Origin of the sequence: Carnobacterium sp. FSL E2-0243 (assembly GCF_038003605.1) — a bacterium.
GTDB lineage: Bacteria > Bacillota > Bacilli > Lactobacillales > Carnobacteriaceae > Carnobacterium > Carnobacterium maltaromaticum.
Genome location: NZ_JBBOPM010000001.1, coordinates 2,395,654 through 2,413,791 on the forward strand (window position 1 = coordinate 2,395,654; position 18,138 = coordinate 2,413,791).

13 protein-coding genes and 1 other annotated feature are annotated in these 18,138 nt (G+C 33.6%); of the genes, 7 read left to right on the forward strand and 6 right to left on the reverse strand.

Features of this window, described 5'->3' with window-relative positions; genetic code table 11:
- Nucleotides 1-198: 198 nt before the first annotated feature.
- On the reverse strand, nucleotides 199-1,857 hold the full coding sequence (locus MHI00_RS11225) for a putative polysaccharide biosynthesis protein (RefSeq protein WP_010050257.1): 1,659 nt from the start codon (nucleotides 1,855-1,857) through the stop codon (nucleotides 199-201).
- A gap of 399 nt (nucleotides 1,858-2,256) precedes the next feature.
- Here MHI00_RS11225 and MHI00_RS11230 point away from each other — a divergent pair, with 399 nt between their 5' ends.
- The 3 genes from MHI00_RS11230 to MHI00_RS11240 all read left to right on the forward strand — a co-directional run bounded on the left by MHI00_RS11230 (nucleotide 2,257) and on the right by MHI00_RS11240 (nucleotide 5,402).
- Nucleotides 2,257-3,168, forward strand: a complete 912-nt coding sequence (locus MHI00_RS11230) for a helix-turn-helix domain-containing protein (RefSeq protein ID WP_087115140.1) — start codon at nucleotides 2,257-2,259, stop codon at nucleotides 3,166-3,168.
- A 318-nt stretch (nucleotides 3,169-3,486) separates the two neighbouring features.
- Entirely contained in the window at nucleotides 3,487-4,395 is a 909-nt protein-coding gene (locus MHI00_RS11235; RefSeq protein ID WP_087115138.1) for a helix-turn-helix domain-containing protein, read from the forward strand.
- A gap of 116 nt (nucleotides 4,396-4,511) precedes the next feature.
- Nucleotides 4,512-5,402 carry a helix-turn-helix transcriptional regulator gene (locus tag MHI00_RS11240; RefSeq protein ID WP_287429969.1) on the forward strand — a complete coding sequence of 297 codons (891 nt, stop codon included), beginning with the start codon at nucleotides 4,512-4,514 and terminating at the stop codon, nucleotides 5,400-5,402.
- 50 nt (nucleotides 5,403-5,452) lie between these two features.
- Here MHI00_RS11240 and MHI00_RS11245 read toward each other — a convergent pair whose 3' ends face one another.
- The 3 genes from MHI00_RS11245 to MHI00_RS11255 all read right to left on the reverse strand — a co-directional run bounded on the left by MHI00_RS11245 (nucleotide 5,453) and on the right by MHI00_RS11255 (nucleotide 10,282).
- Nucleotides 5,453-6,325, reverse strand: coding sequence for a PhzF family phenazine biosynthesis protein (locus tag MHI00_RS11245; protein ID WP_087115136.1), 873 nt, complete (start codon nucleotides 6,323-6,325; stop codon nucleotides 5,453-5,455).
- Between the two features lie 28 nt (nucleotides 6,326-6,353).
- Entirely contained in the window at nucleotides 6,354-7,784 is a 1,431-nt protein-coding gene (locus MHI00_RS11250; protein WP_010050252.1) for an MFS transporter, read from the reverse strand.
- Between the two features lie 152 nt (nucleotides 7,785-7,936).
- Nucleotides 7,937-10,282 carry a cation-translocating P-type ATPase gene (locus tag MHI00_RS11255; protein ID WP_315528451.1) on the reverse strand — a complete coding sequence of 782 codons (2,346 nt, stop codon included), beginning with the start codon at nucleotides 10,280-10,282 and terminating at the stop codon, nucleotides 7,937-7,939.
- 369 nt (nucleotides 10,283-10,651) lie between these two features.
- On the opposite strand from MHI00_RS11255, the gene MHI00_RS11260 reads away from it, so the two are divergent.
- Both MHI00_RS11260 and MHI00_RS11265 read left to right on the forward strand, forming a co-directional pair.
- A complete protein-coding gene (locus tag MHI00_RS11260; RefSeq protein WP_056999915.1) occupies nucleotides 10,652-11,068 on the forward strand; it encodes a hypothetical protein in 417 nt (138 codons plus the stop codon).
- Between the two features lie 107 nt (nucleotides 11,069-11,175).
- Nucleotides 11,176-11,715 carry a DUF1269 domain-containing protein gene (locus tag MHI00_RS11265; RefSeq protein WP_015075893.1) on the forward strand — a complete coding sequence of 180 codons (540 nt, stop codon included), beginning with the start codon at nucleotides 11,176-11,178 and terminating at the stop codon, nucleotides 11,713-11,715.
- Nucleotides 11,716-11,761: 46 nt separating this feature from the next.
- Here MHI00_RS11265 and leuS read toward each other — a convergent pair whose 3' ends face one another.
- Nucleotides 11,762-14,176 carry a leucine--tRNA ligase gene (gene leuS, locus MHI00_RS11270; RefSeq protein WP_015075892.1) on the reverse strand — a complete coding sequence of 805 codons (2,415 nt, stop codon included), beginning with the start codon at nucleotides 14,174-14,176 and terminating at the stop codon, nucleotides 11,762-11,764.
- A gap of 131 nt (nucleotides 14,177-14,307) precedes the next feature.
- Nucleotides 14,308-14,556 (reverse strand) — a binding site (T-box leader).
- Between the two features lie 151 nt (nucleotides 14,557-14,707).
- Between leuS and fumC the strand changes: the two genes are divergently transcribed.
- Nucleotides 14,708-16,093 (forward strand): class II fumarate hydratase, encoded by a 1,386-nt coding sequence (gene fumC, locus MHI00_RS11275; protein WP_087115268.1) that lies wholly within the window; start codon nucleotides 14,708-14,710, stop codon nucleotides 16,091-16,093.
- A gap of 65 nt (nucleotides 16,094-16,158) precedes the next feature.
- Here fumC and MHI00_RS11280 read toward each other — a convergent pair whose 3' ends face one another.
- Nucleotides 16,159-17,418 carry a dicarboxylate/amino acid:cation symporter gene (locus MHI00_RS11280; RefSeq protein ID WP_016356364.1) on the reverse strand — a complete coding sequence of 420 codons (1,260 nt, stop codon included), beginning with the start codon at nucleotides 17,416-17,418 and terminating at the stop codon, nucleotides 16,159-16,161.
- A 207-nt stretch (nucleotides 17,419-17,625) separates the two neighbouring features.
- On the opposite strand from MHI00_RS11280, the gene MHI00_RS11285 reads away from it, so the two are divergent.
- Nucleotides 17,626-18,117, forward strand: a complete 492-nt coding sequence (locus MHI00_RS11285; protein WP_157455044.1) for a GtrA family protein — start codon at nucleotides 17,626-17,628, stop codon at nucleotides 18,115-18,117.
- The last annotated feature ends 21 nt before the right edge of the window (nucleotides 18,118-18,138 follow it).

The following is an 18,138-nucleotide window of genomic DNA, read 5'->3' on the forward strand; positions in this document are numbered from 1 at the left end:
AATTAAATTTAACAGAGTTTTCTAATCTTGTCAACTTTAATTTTTATTTTTTAAGATTAACGAATTCATTTTAAATCAATTATTCCTATCATTACGCTAGACTTTATGTTTATTTGAAATAAATATTAATAAAAAACCCACTTACTGAAATCCGAATTGGAGTTTCATAAGTGGGTTTTGATTATAGAATGTAGTTTTTTATTTAATTCGTAAACGGCGACGTATTCCAGCAACTTTAGCACCTAATAAACGATCGGCTAAACGAGTTTTCAAAGAAAGATAAAGATATGAAAACCCACCAGCAATTGCTGAAACGATAGTCACCACTAAAGCCCATTCACGACTCATTGGGCTAACAAATAGATAACAAAGTTCTCGAACTAAAATAGTCACAACAGCCATCAAAAGTGTCATCAAAGTAATCAATAAAATTCGCTTAAAAATAAAGCGAACATTAAAGCGAGTTAATCTACGCAATGTCCATAACAGCATCAAGGAAGAAACACTAAAACCAAAAATTGTAGCATATAAAGCACCTTCTGCTTGGAACATTTTTACTAATGGATATTGAACAGCGGCCTTAACAAGCACTCCAACTACCAAACAAAAAATAGCATACTTATTTTGATTCATCGATTGAAGAATCGCCGATAAAACTGTATACAAACCTAAAATAATACTCATATAACAAGAAATTTGTAGAATCGTTGTTCCTAAATCACTATGTTGGTAAAATACCGTATATAAAGGTTCTGCAACTGCTGCCATCCCAATTGCTGCTGGAAACATCACAAAACAGAACAGTTGAATATTTGTTGAAACTTGTTTCCGAACTTCTTTAATTAAGTTTTTGGTAAATGCTTCTGTAATTAAAGGAATCGCCGTCACTGCCATTGAAACAGCAATCGAAATAGTAATCATAATCAATTTATTGGCGTTAAAAGCAAACACCGCAAACATCTCTCTGGCTAGAACTGCCGTTGTGTTCGTTGTAGCAATAACAATTCGTTCAAAAGTATATTGATCAATCAACTGAAAGAAGGTAATTCCAGAACCAATAATTACAAATGGAATGGCTTCTTTAATCATTTCAACTAAAATTTCATTTGTTGAAACATCAATTTTATCTAAACTTGTTGCAGCTAAGGCATCCATTCTGGGCTTTTGCTTTAACCAATAATAGCCTAAAGCCAGTAAACTAAAGAGTGCTCCAATAAAAGCAGCAAAAGTTGAAGCCGTGACAGCCGTCACCATTTGACCATTAAACACTTGCATAATTAAGTAAACAGATGCTAGCATAAAAATAATACGCGCAATTTGTTCAATTAATTGAGAAATCGCTGATGGAGCCATTTCTTGATATCCTTGAAAGAAGCCACGAATCAAGCTCATTCCAGGAATAATTAATAACGCCCAACTTAGAGAACGGATAACTTGAATCTGATCCGGCTCCCCCACGCCAATGACTGGCGCTAATAAATACATAATCAAAAAGCAAACGACCCCGGTAACGACCATTAAGCCCATGCCTTTTTTAAATAATTTCCTACCTGTATTGTATTCCCCTAACGCGTTATAATAGGAGACTTGTTTAGCAATTGCTGAAGGAACTCCGGCTGTTGCGATTGTTAAAAATAAAGCGTAAGGTGTGTAACCTAACGCGTATAATCCATTAGCAGCCTTCCCTGTTGCTGCACTTCCCATCCATGCCATCCAAGGAATAATATAAATAGCACCTAAGACACGTGAAAAAATACTACCACCTGTCATCCAAGCTGATCCACGAATCATTTTCTCTTGAGCACTTTGCTCTTCTACTGCTGCTTCTTCCAGATTAATTGGAGAATTTGGCATCATATTAAACCTACCCTCATCTTATATTGTCTTTATCTATTTTACTTGTTAATTGATGGGGTTGCAATCACTTCTCAAAGATTTCGTGAGACATTTAACAAAAATTTAACAGTACATCAAGATTATTGCGTTATTATTAATGGTTAATATTCTGGTAAAGTTATATTTTAATTCGTTAAATTTCGCATTTCACATAATATAATCGTTATTTTTTTCTTTTTTTACATTTTTTAAGACTAAATCTGTTACGTACTAATTTGCTTGATTCAATTTCCTTTAAAATTATTTATCGCATATCTATTCAAATAATTTGATCGTATAAAAATAACTACTATATTAATAGAGACAAATGTTGTATCCTTAGTATAAGGATTAAAATAAACTAAAGGAAGGGATTACACCATGAACACACAAATAGGGGATATAATAAAAAGAAAGCGCTTAGCGAATAAATTGACACAAGAAGAGTTAGCCGCTGATATATGTACACAAGCATCCATTAGTAATCTAGAAAATAAAGGTAGTTTACCAACAATTTCGATTCTATTAAAAATCATTGATCGGCTAGGTATGGAGTTTAGTGAAGTTTATGCCTATACATCAGGAAAATCAAGTGATCATGGACATATTTTTAGAGAAGTTCAAGAACTATGCAGAGTACAAAGACACAAAGAAGCCTATGATTTAATAAAAACCAATATTCAATTTGATCAGTTGGAGTCTATTTTCGATATAAAAAGATACTATTACTATATAGGCATCACTGGAATGATTGGATATGATAAAATTTCGGATGGTATTTATTATTTCAACCAAGCTTTAGCTAAAAAATCAAAGGAAAATACAGATTACTTAGATATATCTGCATTAAACGGAATTGCGATTGCTTATGATATAAACAATGAGGATGATAAAGCGTTAAACTATTACCAACAGTCAATTACACAGTTAAATAAATTACCACTATTTATTGAGACCATCAAAGATAAAATTGAAATTGCTAAGGTTTACTTCAATACGGCTAAATTTTATTCTAAAATTGAAGACTATACTACAGCGATAGAATTATGTACATTAGGAATCAAAGTATTACAAAATGAAAATTTAACTTATTATCTAGAATTTTTATTCTACGAAAAAGGTTTTAATTTATTGCAAATAAAAAAAACATATGAAGCAGAAAAATACTACTTGTACGCTTTAATTCTAGCTGATATCAAAAAAAACCAACATATCGTGGATGTAGTTATAAGTGATGTTAAGTTATATAATATACAAAATGTGGATGTAAATAGAAGATTAGAGTTGAGCTAAAACATAGCTTAACTCTAATCTATATTAAACTAACTCTAAAGTATGGTTAAAAATTGGAAATAAAAAGACTAAAAAGTTGACTTATCTTCTAAATAAATATTTTCAATTACTCACTCATAAATTAATTACGCATGCTCTGCATTACCAAACGTGGAAATAATTGGAGACTGGTTAATCAATATTAATAAACAGCTTTCTTCTATAGACATTTTGTTTCCTCCTTCAATTATTTTTTTACTCAGATAATACTGTATTAATCATACAAAATATTGTATGATTAATCAAGAATATAAAAATGTATAAAGGAAAGGATATAGTATGACTACACAAATTGGGAAAATAATTAAAGAAAAAAGATTACTTCAAGGTCTTACTCAATCTGAGTTAGCTGAAGATATCTGCACACAAGCTACTATCAGTAATTTAGAAAATAAAGGGAGCTTGCCAACAACAACGATTTTATTAAAAGTTACTGACAGATTAAAGATTGAATTTAATGAAATTTATGAGTACTCTCTAAATAATCAAAATGGATACAATCATATTTTAAAAAAAGTTAGAACTTTATGCAGTACGCAACATCACAAAGAAGCACATGATTTACTTATTACTTCTATTGATTTCAGGAAATTAGATACTATTTATGATATTAAACAATTCTACTATTTTATGGGTATTTCTGGACTAATTGCATATAAAAATGCTTCAGATGCTATTTATTACTTCAACCAAGCTCTAGCCAGCGAAGCAGGAAATACACTTGATTTTTTAGATGTTTCTGCAACTAATGGAATTGGTATTGCTTATGATATTGCAAATGAAGATGATAAAGCCCTAACTTATTATGAAAAATCATTGGAACAATTAGATGAACTTCTAACGATTATTGATACCATTAGTAATAGTCCAGAAATTCCAAAAATATATTATAATACTGCAAAATTTTATTCAAAAATAGGAGAATATAATAAAGCTGTTAATCTTTGCAGTTTAGGAATACAATTACTTCAAAATGAAGACCTTACTTATTATTTAGAACATCTTCTTTACGAAAAAGGTTTTAACCTAATGAAATTGGGGAAAAATAAAGAGGCTGAAAAAATTTATTTATATGCCTTAGTCATTGCAGATATCCATAAGAATGACTATCTTCTTAGCATTATCAAAAATGATTTAGAACGATATGATATCCAAGAATATAAATATCGAGAAAAAATTAGTAAATAGACGATAATAATCATTTGCAAATAAAAAGCACCGGTTAATCAAGATTATTTATTTTGACTTCGACGGTGTTTTTGTTATAAATAAAATTCAAAAAAATATTTAAAAAGGAGAACGGCATGACTATAAAAATTGGAGATGCAATTAAAAAAAAGCGCTTAGCTGAAAAACTTACTCAAGCTGAACTTGCAAAGGATATTTGCACGCAAGCAACTATTAGTAATTTAGAAAATAAAGGCAGTTTACCTACAACCTCTATCCTATTACAAATTACAGATCGATTAAAAATTGAATTCAATGAAATTTATGAATATACTTTGGGTAATCCAAATGGCTACAATCAGATTTTCAAAAAAGTTAGAAAATTATGTGCTAAAAATCATAAAGATGCATATACATTACTGACTAGCAGTGTTGATTTTCATCAGTTAGAATCTACTTACGAAAAAAAACAATACTACTATTTTAAGGGAATATCTGGCTTGATTGCTTACGAAAACATCTCAGATGCTATTTATTGTTTCAATCAAGCCCTCACAATTGAAACAGGAAAGCCTCTTGATTATATAGATGTTTCTTCAACTAATGGTATTGGCATTGCTTATGATATAGCAGATGAAGATGACAAAGCAAAGACATATTTTGAAAAATCTTTAGCACAATTAGATGAGCTTTTACCTACTCTTGACACTATTAGTACTAGTCCCGAACTTTCAAAAGTTTATTATAATACTGCTATCCATTATTCTAAAATAGGTGAATATAATAAGGCTGTCAATCTCTGTAGCCTAGGAATACAATTATTACAAGATGAAGATTTAACTTATTATTTAGAATACTTGCTCTATGAAAAAGGCTTTAATCTAATGAAATTGCAAAAAACACATGAAGCAGAAAAATACTATCTTTATGCTTTAGTGATAGCTGATATTCTTAAAAATCAGCATGCTATTAATGTAATAAAAAGTGACTTAGAAAAATATGATATCCAAGAATACAAATATAGATAAAAACAGAGTTGGACTAGGCACTCTAGTCCAACTCTGTTTTTCCGTATCTTCTAATATTCAACTTCCAACTCTTCAACAAAACAAGCAACTCCTGAAATTGCAACTTCAATCTTATTCCCTAGCTGCTTTGCCATTACAGAAACCTCACCTGGCCTGCTCATTTCATGGCCCTGTTCAATCGCCAACTCAACTATAGGTACTTTTGCAATTTCCTTTAAATAGTATGCTCCCATGACTCCCGAGGCTGTTCCTGTCACTGGATCTTCTACAGTACCTGAAAAACTGCTGGAAAAGTGACGACCATGTAAATTAACCCGCTCACCGTATGCTTCCAATGAAAATGGATGAATGGAAGCTGTCGGAATTTCTGTTAATATTTTAGAAAATAGTTGGTTCTGTGGTTGCATCCTCTTAAAGCTATCTAATTTTTTTATGGGTAGCAACAATGTCCAAATTCCGGTATTCCCATATTCTATTGGATACCGGTCATCTAGCTCTGTAACCTCTATTCCTATAGCACCACACAGTGCTTTTACATTTCCAGTAAATGGTTTAAATTTTGCATCTGCTTGTTCCATTTTTATTTTTCCTGATGCTATATGATACTCAACTTTTATTTGACCTACGTTTGTTTCAAAATGGAATTCTTCTTGTACTCCGTAGTTTTGACAAATTCCATACGTAGCTGCCATCGTTCCGTGTCCACATAAGTCGATTTCATGACCCGGAGTAAAATAACGCAAACGATAATCTGCTTGTTCAGATGCCAACACAAATACTGTCTCATTAAATCCTACAGTCTGAGCAATTTTTTGCATCTCTTTAACAGACAATTCCTCTGCTCCAAAAACAACTCCCGCCGGATTTCCCTCATTAGGTACCTGACTAAAAGCTTGGTAATGTCCCACTTTAATTTTCTTCACAGACTCATCCTCCCTCAAAAAATCGGCTTTATTTTTTTAATAAGCGATAACCTGTCAAACAAGTAGCAAATAAACAAATAGCAAACGATACGGTAAATGTAACGTGCATGCCATAAACGAACAACTGAGGTTGATCTGCTAGGTATGTCGTTACCTTGAATCCAGCTTTTGAACTCATTGCCCAATATAAAATTGTTGTAGCAAAGGAAATTCCAAAAACCATCCCTAAATTACGAGCTAATGAATTCATACTCCCTGCAATCCCTAATTGATCTTTAGGGACTGATGACATCACAATCGCATTGTTTGGTGATTGGAATAAGGCACTTCCTAAGCCCATCAAGCCAGTTAAGACAGCAAACCAAATGAGATTGGTATCTACTCCAATAAATATATAGGCTAATTGAACGAGCGTTAATACTGCCAAACCAATAAATGTTAAAATTTCTGCTCCAATTTTATCTGATAAGCTCCCACTAATTGGAGCTGCAATGACCATAACCATTGGGAAAACCATCAATAATAAACCAGCTTGGCTAGGTGGTAAACTCAAGGTTCCTTGTAAATAAAAAGGCATCATAACATTAAAGAAAAAATTGGTGACAAAAATTAAAAAAGCACACAGTAGACTAATTGAAAATAAACTATTCTTAAACAAACCAAAATGAACAAGTGGCTTTTCTACCTTATTTTCAATTCGGATAAAGGCAATAAAACTAATCACAGCGATACTAAACATCCCTATTACTATACCATGAAGAAAACCGATTTCTTGACCAATAAAAATACCGATAAATAATGTTCCAATAAATAAAGCAAATGCTAAAAATCCTGCATAATCAATTTTTTCCTCTTTTAAAAATAAATCTTTTGGCAATATTTTCATACCCATAAAAATAGTAATTAATCCTACTGGTACATTAATTAAAAAAATGGATGACCAGTCAAAATGCGCTAATAAGATTCCACCGATTCCAGGGCCAGCAATACTACCTAGCGAAACAAATGAACCCATTAATCCTAACGCTTTGCCACGTTCCTTGATAGGGAAAATCTCTGTAATAATCCCATAATTAGCTGACATCGTCATACTCGCTCCAATCGCTTGAATGATTCTTGCCACTAATAAAAAGCCTAAATTAATCTCAATCCCACACAGTAAAGAACCTAAAACAAAAATAAACGTTCCCCACCGAAAAACTTTAATCTTGCCAATCAAATCCCCAATCTTACCAAATAGTAAAATGAGAATACAAACGGTCATTAAGTATACTGAAACAATCCATTCTGATTGATTCATAGGTACTCCTAATCGCTCTGAAATCACTGGAATTGCTATGTTAACAATGCTTCCGTCTAATGTCGACATAAATGTAAATAAACCGACTGCAACTAAGATTAACCATCTATTTTTTTGGACTTTTGGGTCCATTTGATAACTTTGAATCACATTTCCCATCTTTCTTACCCCTTTCAATTTCCTTTTACATTATACCACCTTTCAGAAATTTTTCATGGTGCCTTTTTTTTAAATAACAAGATTATCCATCGACAAAAAATAAATAGCCACGATTCTTAAAAGAAAGAATCCTGACTATTTACTCCATCAGATTATATTGCTTCTGGTTTTCCATCTGCTATTCTTGTCACTATACGACGCATTAAATGATACAATGGAACGACTGTTGCCAATAATGGAACAGCAAAAAGTAACAATTGTATATTAAACAAACTTACAAGTGAAAAAACAGAACCAAAGAAAATAAAAATAATTAAAAATAACGCAATTAAGCTGGCAATCATAGCCATTATTTTTCGATCAAGCGGTCTTGAAATATGAATTAACGCAGTAAAACAAACTGCCCCAGTTAATAAAACACTTAAAGTTGACGTTGTAGAAAAACTTAAATTTAACATTTTTCCTACTACTAGAATCGTTAAAATATAAATTACAACTGTTAAGCCTGCAGAAAACGCTGGTTTTAATACATTTTTCAGAAATCCACCTTTGATTTGGCTATAATTAGGACGTAATGCCAAAAAGAAGGATGGAATACCAACCGTTAACGCGTTAATTGGACTTAATTGAATGGGTTCAAACGGATATGCTGTCCGTAAAAAAATGAAAATAACAGCTAAAACAGCCGAATAAACTGTTTTTGTTAGGTATAAAGACGCAACTCGTTGGATATTATTCACAACTCGCCGACCTTCCATAACCACTCCCACCATCGAATCAAAATTAGAGTCCAATAAAACAAAATCAGAAACACCTTTTGCAGCGTCACTTCCCTCAGCCATCGCAATACTACAATCAGCTTCTTTTAACGCTAAAATATCATTTACGCCGTCACCTGTCATACCCACGGTGTGTCCAGCTTTTTTCATTGCTTTAACCAATTCACGTTTTTGAGTTGGGCTAACACGCCCAAAAACAGTGTAGGCTTCAGCGATTTCGGTTAAATCACTGTCCTCTTCTATTTTACTCATGTCAATAAATCGATCACCATTTGCTACGCCAGCTCTTTTCGCAATATGCGAAACTGTTTTGGGATTATCCCCAGAAATTATTCTAACTTCTACTCCTTGTTGCTCAAAATAAGCTAATGTAGCCGGAGCCTCAGGTCGAATGGTATCTTCCATAAAGACCAAACCAATCAAGTTTAAATCATCTGGTAAATGATTACTTGCTAACGGTTCTTGACTAGCCGCAAAAGCTAATACACGGTTCCCACTTTCAATTGCTTCATTTATTTTAAGTTGAATCTCTACAGGTAATTCCGCAAATAAGTACTCAGGAGCTCCCATAATGTAGGTTCCTTCCCCCTCAAATGTGGCACCACTCCATTTACGAATAGATGAAAAGGGTACTGCTCGTGTCAAATTCCACTCAAAGTTTTTTTCTACTGCTTTTTGCAAAGCTAAACTGGTTGAATTGTCATCTTGTAATCCCTCAACAAGGTTACTAATTATTTTCTCTAGCTCTTCTTTAGTTGTCTTTTGATAAGGTAAAAGATTAATTACTTTTAAGTTCCCATCGGTAATAGTTCCAGTCTTATCTAAACATAATAAATCAACTCGAGCTAGTGTTTCAATAGAACCCATCGTCTTAACTAAGACTTTACGTTTCGTTAAATTGATCACACCCACAGCTAATGCAATTGACGTAATCAAGATCAGCCCTTCTGGAATCATCCCAATAATCGCTGCAGCAGTCCCTAAGATAGCCTGTTCAATTGTAATCATATTTCCCATGTAATTTGAAAAGAATAAAAGACCCCCAATAGGAATAATCGCAAATGTCAGCATTTTAATAATTCTTTTTAAGGTTTTAACTAATTCGCTATATATTTCTTTTCCTTTTTTAGCTTCCAAAGCAATTTTAGAAGAATAACTTTCCTCTCCTACTTTGGTCGCTTTAACCAATGCATTTCCACTAATCACGTAACTACCAGATAAAACTTCTGAATCTGTCCATTTATTGACTGGATCTGCTTCACCAGTTAATTGCGACTCATCTAATTCAAGTCCTTCTGTTTCAATCACGATTCCATCGACACACAATTGCTCTCCACGACGAACTATCATCAGATCATCTTGCACAAGTTCATGCTGTTGAATCTGAACGTGACTACCATTTCTAATAACCGTTATCTTAGCTTGATTTAACAAGCTCAACTGATCCACATTTCGCTTAGCTCGGATTTCTTGAAAAATACCAATACAAGTATTCGCTACAATAACTCCCAAAAAAATTAAGTTTTTGTAACTTCCTGTATATATAATAAAACCTGCAATGACAATATTTATAAAGTTAAAAAGTGTACATATATTGTCATAAAATATGCTCTTAAAACTCTTGGTCATAGGCTCTAAAGGTTTATTATTTTCGCCTCTTGCTAATCGGCTGGCAACTTCTTCTGTTGTTAATCCAACTTGTTGTACTTTTGCCTCCACTTTAGCGCCTCCTTTTATAGCTCTTTATTAGAATACCTATTTAATTTTTTTATATCCTTTAAAATTTCTTATTTTTTTATTAAACTTTATAATAGAGTAAGAATCTAACTCTATTTTAAAATTTTCTTTTAATAAAAGCTATCGGTCCTAAGCATGAATTTCACTTCTTAATTTATAACATATATTTACCATTTCAGCTACTTAAAAATATCACTAGTATTTAATCTTCTATATGTTAAAATAGAAGTGTTTCAAATTTATAAAAAATTTTCTATTCAAAACTAATTAGCCTTTATTTCAAACAGATTTAAAGGACTTAAAATCAAAGACTTTTCTGACAATAAACTACTATTCTAAGGAGGATTTACAATGAAAGATAAAAACAAGTGGCTACATTATTTATTATTTTTCCTGATTATGGGACTGGGTGTTTTTCTCATTTGCTACGTTAATTTCAGAATTGGGATTTTTAGTGTCCAAAATAAAGAGTCTTTATGGATGTTCTTTGCAAAATATATTACCACTATTTTCTTAGGTGTTTTAATCGGGATTGAATTTTTAGTCTCACAAATAAATAAATCAGGGCAATGGCGCATCAATTTAGCCAAATTAACTTTTTTAGGCATTCCAAGTATTTTATTTACTTTTTTCAACGTGCAAATTGCGAATCTAAATCCTGGCTTAAATTTCTTGTCTACTAATCAAACATTTTTGATTTTTTGGCAAATTGTATTAGGTTATACATTAGTCACAAGCTTTTATAAGAATGACTCCATACGTTTTTAATGTTAACCAAAACTTTCCAATCAATTATTCTTTAAATTAGACAGATGCTTTCTTAATCTAGTATACTTAACATGTACTGAAATTAACCGAATGGAGCGTGACTATCAATGAGTAATAATGTTATTATTATGAACTTTGATTCAGAAAGTAAATCGTATCAAGCCTTTTCTGAGATCAAAAAAATGCATGTTGAAAAACAAATTAAAGGTGAACAAATGGCTATTTTAGAGCATAAGCCAAATCATCAACTAGAGCCAAAAGAATTTATCGATTTTAATGGTCCTGATAAGAATATGAAAGGTGGCTTAATTGGAATGCTAGTTGGCGTTTTAGCCGGTCCACTAGGTGTTTTATTAGGTTGGTTTACAGGTAGTCTAATTGGATCTGTTCAAGATGCAAAAGAAATTAAAGGTGCTATGTCCGTCTTTGAAGAAACAATAGATATCATTCATGAAGGTGACACAGGTCTAATTTTAATCGCTGAAGAAGATGATAATCGTTTTATTAATGAGCTAGTTTTCCAAAAATTAGAAGGCCGAATTACACGTTTGGCTGTTGAAGATGTTGAAAAAGAAATTGAACTAGCTAAAGAAACACAAGAAAATGTTGAAGACCATGCGAAAAAAAGTTGGTCAGATCGCAAATAAAGGCAACAAAAAAGATGAAGTCATTTTTGACTTCATCTTTTTTTAATTAATTTGCAACAATATTAACTAATTTTCCAGGTACTACAATTACTTTGCGAACAGTTTTACCAACAAGCGCTTCTTTTATCGCTTCATTTTCTGTCGCTAATGTTTCCATATCGTCTTTTGCAATGTCTTTTGGAACCATTGCTTTGGCTTTTACTTTGCCGTTGACTTGGAAAATAACTTCAACTTCAGATTCAACTAGGAAACTTTCATCATAAGTTGGCCAGCTAACATATGTTAAGCTACTTTCATTTCCTAATTTTTCCCAAAGTTCTTCAGAAACATGTGGCGCAATAGGAGCTAATAATTGAACTAATCCAGCTACATACTCAATTGGCAAAGCATCTGTTTTATAGGCTTCATTGACAAATACCATCATTTGAGAAATAGCCGTATTAAAATGTAAGCTTTGATAATCTTCCGTCACTTTTTTTACAGTTTGATGATACACTCGATCAAGTTTACCATTATTAATGGTTGTAATGCGATCACGTAGTTTGCCTTCTTCATCAACAACCAAGCGCCAAACACGGTCCAAGAATTTACGACTTCCTTCAAGCCCATTTTCGCTCCAAGCAATAGCTGAATCTAAAGGTCCCATGAACATTTCGTACATACGTAATGTATCAGCACCAAATTTTTCAACAACATCATCAGGGTTCACAACATTGCCTTTTGATTTAGACATCTTCTCATTATTTTCACCAAGAATCATTCCTTGATTGTATAATTTTTGGAATGGTTCTTTGGTTGGAACTACACCGATATCATACAAGAATTTATGCCAGAAACGTGCATAAAGTAAATGAAGAACCGCATGTTCTGCTCCACCAATATAAATATCAACAGGCAACCATTTTTCTAATTTTTCTTTACTGGCAATTTCATTCTTATTGTGAGGATCGATAAAGCGTAAGAAATACCATGAGCTACCCGCCCATTGTGGCATTGTATTCGTTTCACGACGCCCTTTCATTCCCGTTTCAGGATCTACTACATTGACCCATTCTGAAATGTTCGCTAACGGAGACTCACCTGTACCACTAGGTTTAATTTCATCTGTTTTAGGCAATAACAATGGCAATTCTGATTCTGGAAGTGCCGTTGTTGTACCATCTTCCCAATGAATAACTGGAATTGGTTCACCCCAATAACGTTGACGAGAAAACAGCCAATCGCGTAGACGATACGTGATTTCTTTCTTGCCATGACCGTTTTCTTCTAACCATTTATTCATGACTTCAATCGCTGTTTCTTTATCTAACCCATCTAAAAATCCAGAATTAACATGGACTCCATCACCAGTATAAGGTTCTTCAGCAACATTTCCACCTTCTAAAACAGGGATAATAGTTAAATTGAAGGTTTTTGCAAATTCATAATCGCGTTCATCATGAGCTGGAACGGCCATAATCGCACCAGTACCATAGGTCGCTAATACATAGTCTGCAATCCAAATTGGAATCTCTTGACCATTAACTGGATTTACAGCATAAGCACCTGTAAAGACACCCGTTTTCGATTTTGCTAAATCAGTTCGATCCAAATCTGTTTTTAAACTAACTTCAGTAATATACGCTTCAACAGCTTCTTTTTGTTCAGGAGTTGTGATTTCTTTAACCAAATCTAACTCTGGAGCTAGCACAGCATAAGTCGCTCCGAACAAAGTATCTGGGCGTGTTGTAAAAACAGTAAAATCTTCAGATCTATCTTTAATTTTAAAGGTTACATTTGCACCAACTGACTTACCAATCCAATTTCGTTGCATATCTTTAATGCTTTCAGGCCAATCTACAGTCTCTAAATCGTCTAGTAAGCGTTCTGCGTATGCCGTAATTTTAAGCATCCATTGTTTCATTGGTTTACGGTAAACTGGGAATCCTCCACGTTCACTTTTGCCATCAATGACTTCTTCATTTGCTAAAACGGTTCCCAATGCTGGACACCAGTTAACGGCAACTTCAGCTTCATAAGCCAAACCTTTTTCATAAAGTTTAGTAAAAATCCATTGAGTCCATTTATAATAATGAGGATCTGTTGTATTGATTTCGCGATTCCAATCATAACTAAATCCTAGTGAATTAATTTGACGACGAAACGTTCCAATATTGTGCTCTGTAAATTCAGCTGGATCATTACCTGTATCTAAAGCATATTGCTCAGCTGGCAAGCCAAAAGCATCCCATCCCATTGGATGTAAGACATTATAGCCTTGTGAACGTTTCATTCTTGCTAAAATATCCGTCGCTGTATAGCCTTCTGGATGTCCGACATGCAAGCCTTGGCCAGATGGGTAAGGGAACATATCTAGTGCATAAAAATTCTCTTTTTTTGGATCTTCAGTTGTATTGAAGCTATTATGGGCTGCCCAATATTTTTGCCATTTTTTTTCAATCGTTTTGTGATTATAACTCATTGTCTTTGTTCCTCTCTCCATCGTTATTTAGTTTGATACATTACTACTCAGTCACGGTCGAATTTAATCTATTTAACAACATAAAAAATTCGCCCTATGAACACCAAATAAAAATAACTCTTTTTTAGTGTTCATAGGACGAATTGACTGGACAATTTCGTGGTACCACCTATATTTTCTATAAGTAAATAAACTAGACTTATAGACTCCTCATACCTTTAACGCAGGCGCTACGACTTTTTCTATTTGCTAATCAACCAATGATTACGTTCAAAAAAGCGACTCACAAGGCGAGTTCATAATTTATCTTTGTACATTTCCACCAACCATGCACTCTCTATCAAAGATGCCTTACTACTATTCCTTTTCACTGTCTTTTCATGATATTGTCTATATTCTAACAAATATCTGCACCAGTTGCAAGATAGCTGAATCATTTATCTAAGTATTTTAATTTTCTAACTCCCATCTCGGTCTCTATCATGCTAAAATAGAGTGACATCCAAAATTAGAAATGGAGTGACAGATAAAATGCCCGATACTCACCAACAATACCGCATTGAAAAAGATTCTTTAGGAGAAATCAAAGTCGCAAATGATAAATTCTGGGGTGCCCAAACCGAACGCAGTCTGGCTAATTTTAAAATTGGAACTGAAAAGATACCAGCTTCCGTTATTTTAGCTTTTGCTCAATTAAAACGCGCTACTGCTATTGTCAACGAACAAAATAAGACTCTTGATCCACAGATTAAAGAGGCGATTGTTGCGGCAACAGACGCAATTTTGACGGGGGAATATATGGAGCATTTCCCACTTGTCACATGGCAAACTGGCAGTGGTACACAAAGTAATATGAATATGAATGAAGTCATTGCTCATTTAGCAAATCAACAATCTGAAGGCACAAACTTGACCATCCATCCTAATGACCATGTAAATATGTCGCAAAGTTCTAATGATACGTTTCCAACAGCAATGAATATTGCGGCTTATGATGCGGTTATTTCTGAATTAATTCCAGAATGTAAAAAAATGATTGAGGTTTTAGAAGAAAAAATAGAAGCTTATCAGAACCTAGTTAAAATTGGACGCACTCATCTGCAAGATGCAACACCTTTAACCTTTGGCCAAGAAATTAGTGGTTGGAAAACAATGATTGAACGTGGTCTGCATTTTATTGAAACGAGTAGTCAAAGTATATTAGAGTTAGCGATAGGTGGAACTGCTGTTGGGACTGGGTTAAATGCTCCTGCTGGCTTCGGTGAAGCTGTTGCCAATGAACTCAGCTTAGCTATGGGACATCCCTTTAAAAGTGCTCCAAATAAATTTTACGCCTTAACAAGTCATTCTGATTTAAGCTATACTCATGGTGCCATTCGTAGTTTGGCTAGTGATTTAATGAAAATCGCTAATGATGTACGCTGGTTAGCCAGTGGCCCCCGTAGCGGCATTGGTGAAATCACTATTCCAGCAAACGAACCTGGCAGTTCGATTATGCCTGGTAAAATCAATCCAACTCAGTCTGAGGCTCTCACAATGGTAGTTGCTCAAGTTATGGGAAATGATGTGACCATTAATGTAGCTGCTAGCCAAGGGAATTTTGAATTAAATGTTTATAAACCTGTTATTATTCTTAATTTTTTACAGTCTGTGACCTTATTAAGTGATGCTATGCGCTCTTTTAGACTGAATTGTTTAGTTGGTTTAGAAGCAAACGAAGCGGCTATGGGAACATTAGTTGAACGTTCACTAATGTTAGTTACTGCCTTAAGCCCACATATTGGTTATGAAAAAAGTGCAACGATTGCGAAAAAAGCGTTAGCTGAAAATCTATCCTTACGAGAATCTGCTCTTGCTTTAAATTTTGTCACAGAAGCTGAATTTGATTTATGGGTAGATGCTACTAAAATGATTTAACCACTAAAAAACCGATTTCTTCCTATGCAATTAGCAGATAAGAAGAAATCGGTTTTTAATTATCCTCAAGCCGGTGTATCTGTTAAAAAATCTTTTAGCCAATTTTTGCCTTCAACAATCCGAGTAACCAACATTCCTGATGCCAAATTCCCGGAAGAATTTATCAATGTTGCAGGCATATCAATAATCGTACTAATAATGACAATAACAGGAACTGCTTCTAACGGAAAACCAAAAATATTTACAATTAGCATTTCTGCAATCATGCCACCACCAGGTATTGCACCCATTACGGCTCCAACTAAAAAGGCCCCAAGAATAACTGTAACCATAGCTGAAGGTGTTGTCATTTCCTTACCAAAAATACCAAATAAAAAGGCAATTTTTATGACACCGCCAATAACTGATCCATCTTTATGTGTATTCGCACCTAAAGGTATGACTGTTTCAGCAATATCAGGTGTAATTCCCATCTTCTTCGCATACTCCAGATTTACTGGGATAGAAGCTGCACTAGAACATGTAGCAATTGCAGTTATTGATGGCGGAGCGATATTGCGCCAATAAATCTTCAAACCTGCCTTGCCTCCTGCAATAAAGGCATACATAGAAAAGAATAGAAGATAATAGATAACTGCAATGACTACATATAAAATCATACTCCGAGCATACCCACCTAAAATTTTTGATCCTAATGTCCCAATTACACTAGCAAAATAACAGCCTAATCCAATTGGTGCATAATACATAATCACTGAAACCATCTTCATCATCACAGCATTTCCTGATGCTAATAATTTAGCAACTGGTTTTCCTGCTTCATCAGCCATTGATGTAGATACACCGACTAAAATTGAAAAAACAATTAGTTGAAGCATATTTGATTTAGACAGTAACAAATGAAAATCTGGAACCGTTAACGTATTCACTATTCGCTCTAACAAACCCATATCTGCTGTACTACTCGCCTCTGGTGTCCCCATTAAAGCTTTGACACTATCTACATCAATCCCTTTAATTGGATTGTATAATACAACCCCGATATACCCTACAACTGCAGCTACTAAAGCTGTCGCAAAAAAAATAAAAAAAGTACTTCCCATAATTTTTCCTAATCGTTTCATGCCATTCATATTCGCTATAGCCGATGAAATACTAAAGAAAACTAACGGCACTAACATAACAAACATTAAATTTAAAAATAAATCACCTAATGGTTGAACTACAGTCGCTTTCTCTCCAAACACAACTCCAGCAATTCCGCCAATAATCAATCCACCTAATAATAAAACTGACGCTTTATACTGTTGCCAAACTTTCCCCATCATATCGCTCCTAATTTTTATTCAATCTCATTTAATAGTTATAAAACAGTCTTATTTTAATAAAATACACCCATTCTATTTTATGGTATTTTCAAATAATTACAATACTTTTTAGCAAATTCAGAGAAAATAATTGTTAAATTTGAAAAAAAGCGTATAATAAAGGATATTGCATATCTACAATGAGACGAAAGGAGCTGAATTTACGTGAAACTAAAAGGAAAAAAATTAATTAGCACGTATCAAGAGTTTCTTCGTTATTTTTTTTGGGGTTTGATTGCAACAGGAATAAATTTAGGCCTCTATGAATTACTCATCCTAACAGTGCCTATTCATTATTTGGTTATAAATGGAATCGTCTGGGTCGTAACCGTATTATTTGGTTACTATACAAATCGGCGTTTTGTTTTTAAAACTCCCCCGAAGCAATTAAAAGAAACAATTTATGAAGCTAGCCATTTTGTTGGATTTCGTCTTGTTTCAGGTTTTTTTGATACTTTTACAATGTGGCTTCTTTTAACTATTTTTGGCATAAATGCTCTATGGGCTAAATTAGCTGCTAATCTAGTTGCTTCATTAATCAATTATGTAACAAGTAAGCAAATTGTCTTTAAACGTGGCAAACGCACGACTGAAGAAATTCAGCATGATTTGGAACAGGAGAACAATCTCCCCACCCCTGACTTAACGAATCAATAAAAACAAGCTGAGATAGTTAAA

Coding starts and splice junctions, on each gene's coding strand:
- MHI00_RS11225 (WP_010050257.1), bottom strand. CDS start 1,857: ATGATGCCAAATTCTCCAATTAATCTGGAAGAAGCAGCAGTAGAAGAG.
- MHI00_RS11230 (WP_087115140.1), top strand. CDS start 2,257: ATGAACACACAAATAGGGGATATAATAAAAAGAAAGCGCTTAGCGAAT.
- MHI00_RS11235 (WP_087115138.1), top strand. CDS start 3,487: ATGACTACACAAATTGGGAAAATAATTAAAGAAAAAAGATTACTTCAA.
- MHI00_RS11240 (WP_287429969.1), top strand. CDS start 4,512: ATGACTATAAAAATTGGAGATGCAATTAAAAAAAAGCGCTTAGCTGAA.
- MHI00_RS11250 (WP_010050252.1), bottom strand. CDS start 7,784: ATGGGAAATGTGATTCAAAGTTATCAAATGGACCCAAAAGTCCAAAAA.
- MHI00_RS11260 (WP_056999915.1), top strand. CDS start 10,652: ATGAAAGATAAAAACAAGTGGCTACATTATTTATTATTTTTCCTGATT.
- MHI00_RS11265 (WP_015075893.1), top strand. CDS start 11,176: ATGAGTAATAATGTTATTATTATGAACTTTGATTCAGAAAGTAAATCG.
- leuS (WP_015075892.1), bottom strand. CDS start 14,176: ATGAGTTATAATCACAAAACGATTGAAAAAAAATGGCAAAAATATTGG.
- fumC (WP_087115268.1), top strand. CDS start 14,708: ATGCCCGATACTCACCAACAATACCGCATTGAAAAAGATTCTTTAGGA.
- MHI00_RS11280 (WP_016356364.1), bottom strand. CDS start 17,418: ATGGGGAAAGTTTGGCAACAGTATAAAGCGTCAGTTTTATTATTAGGT.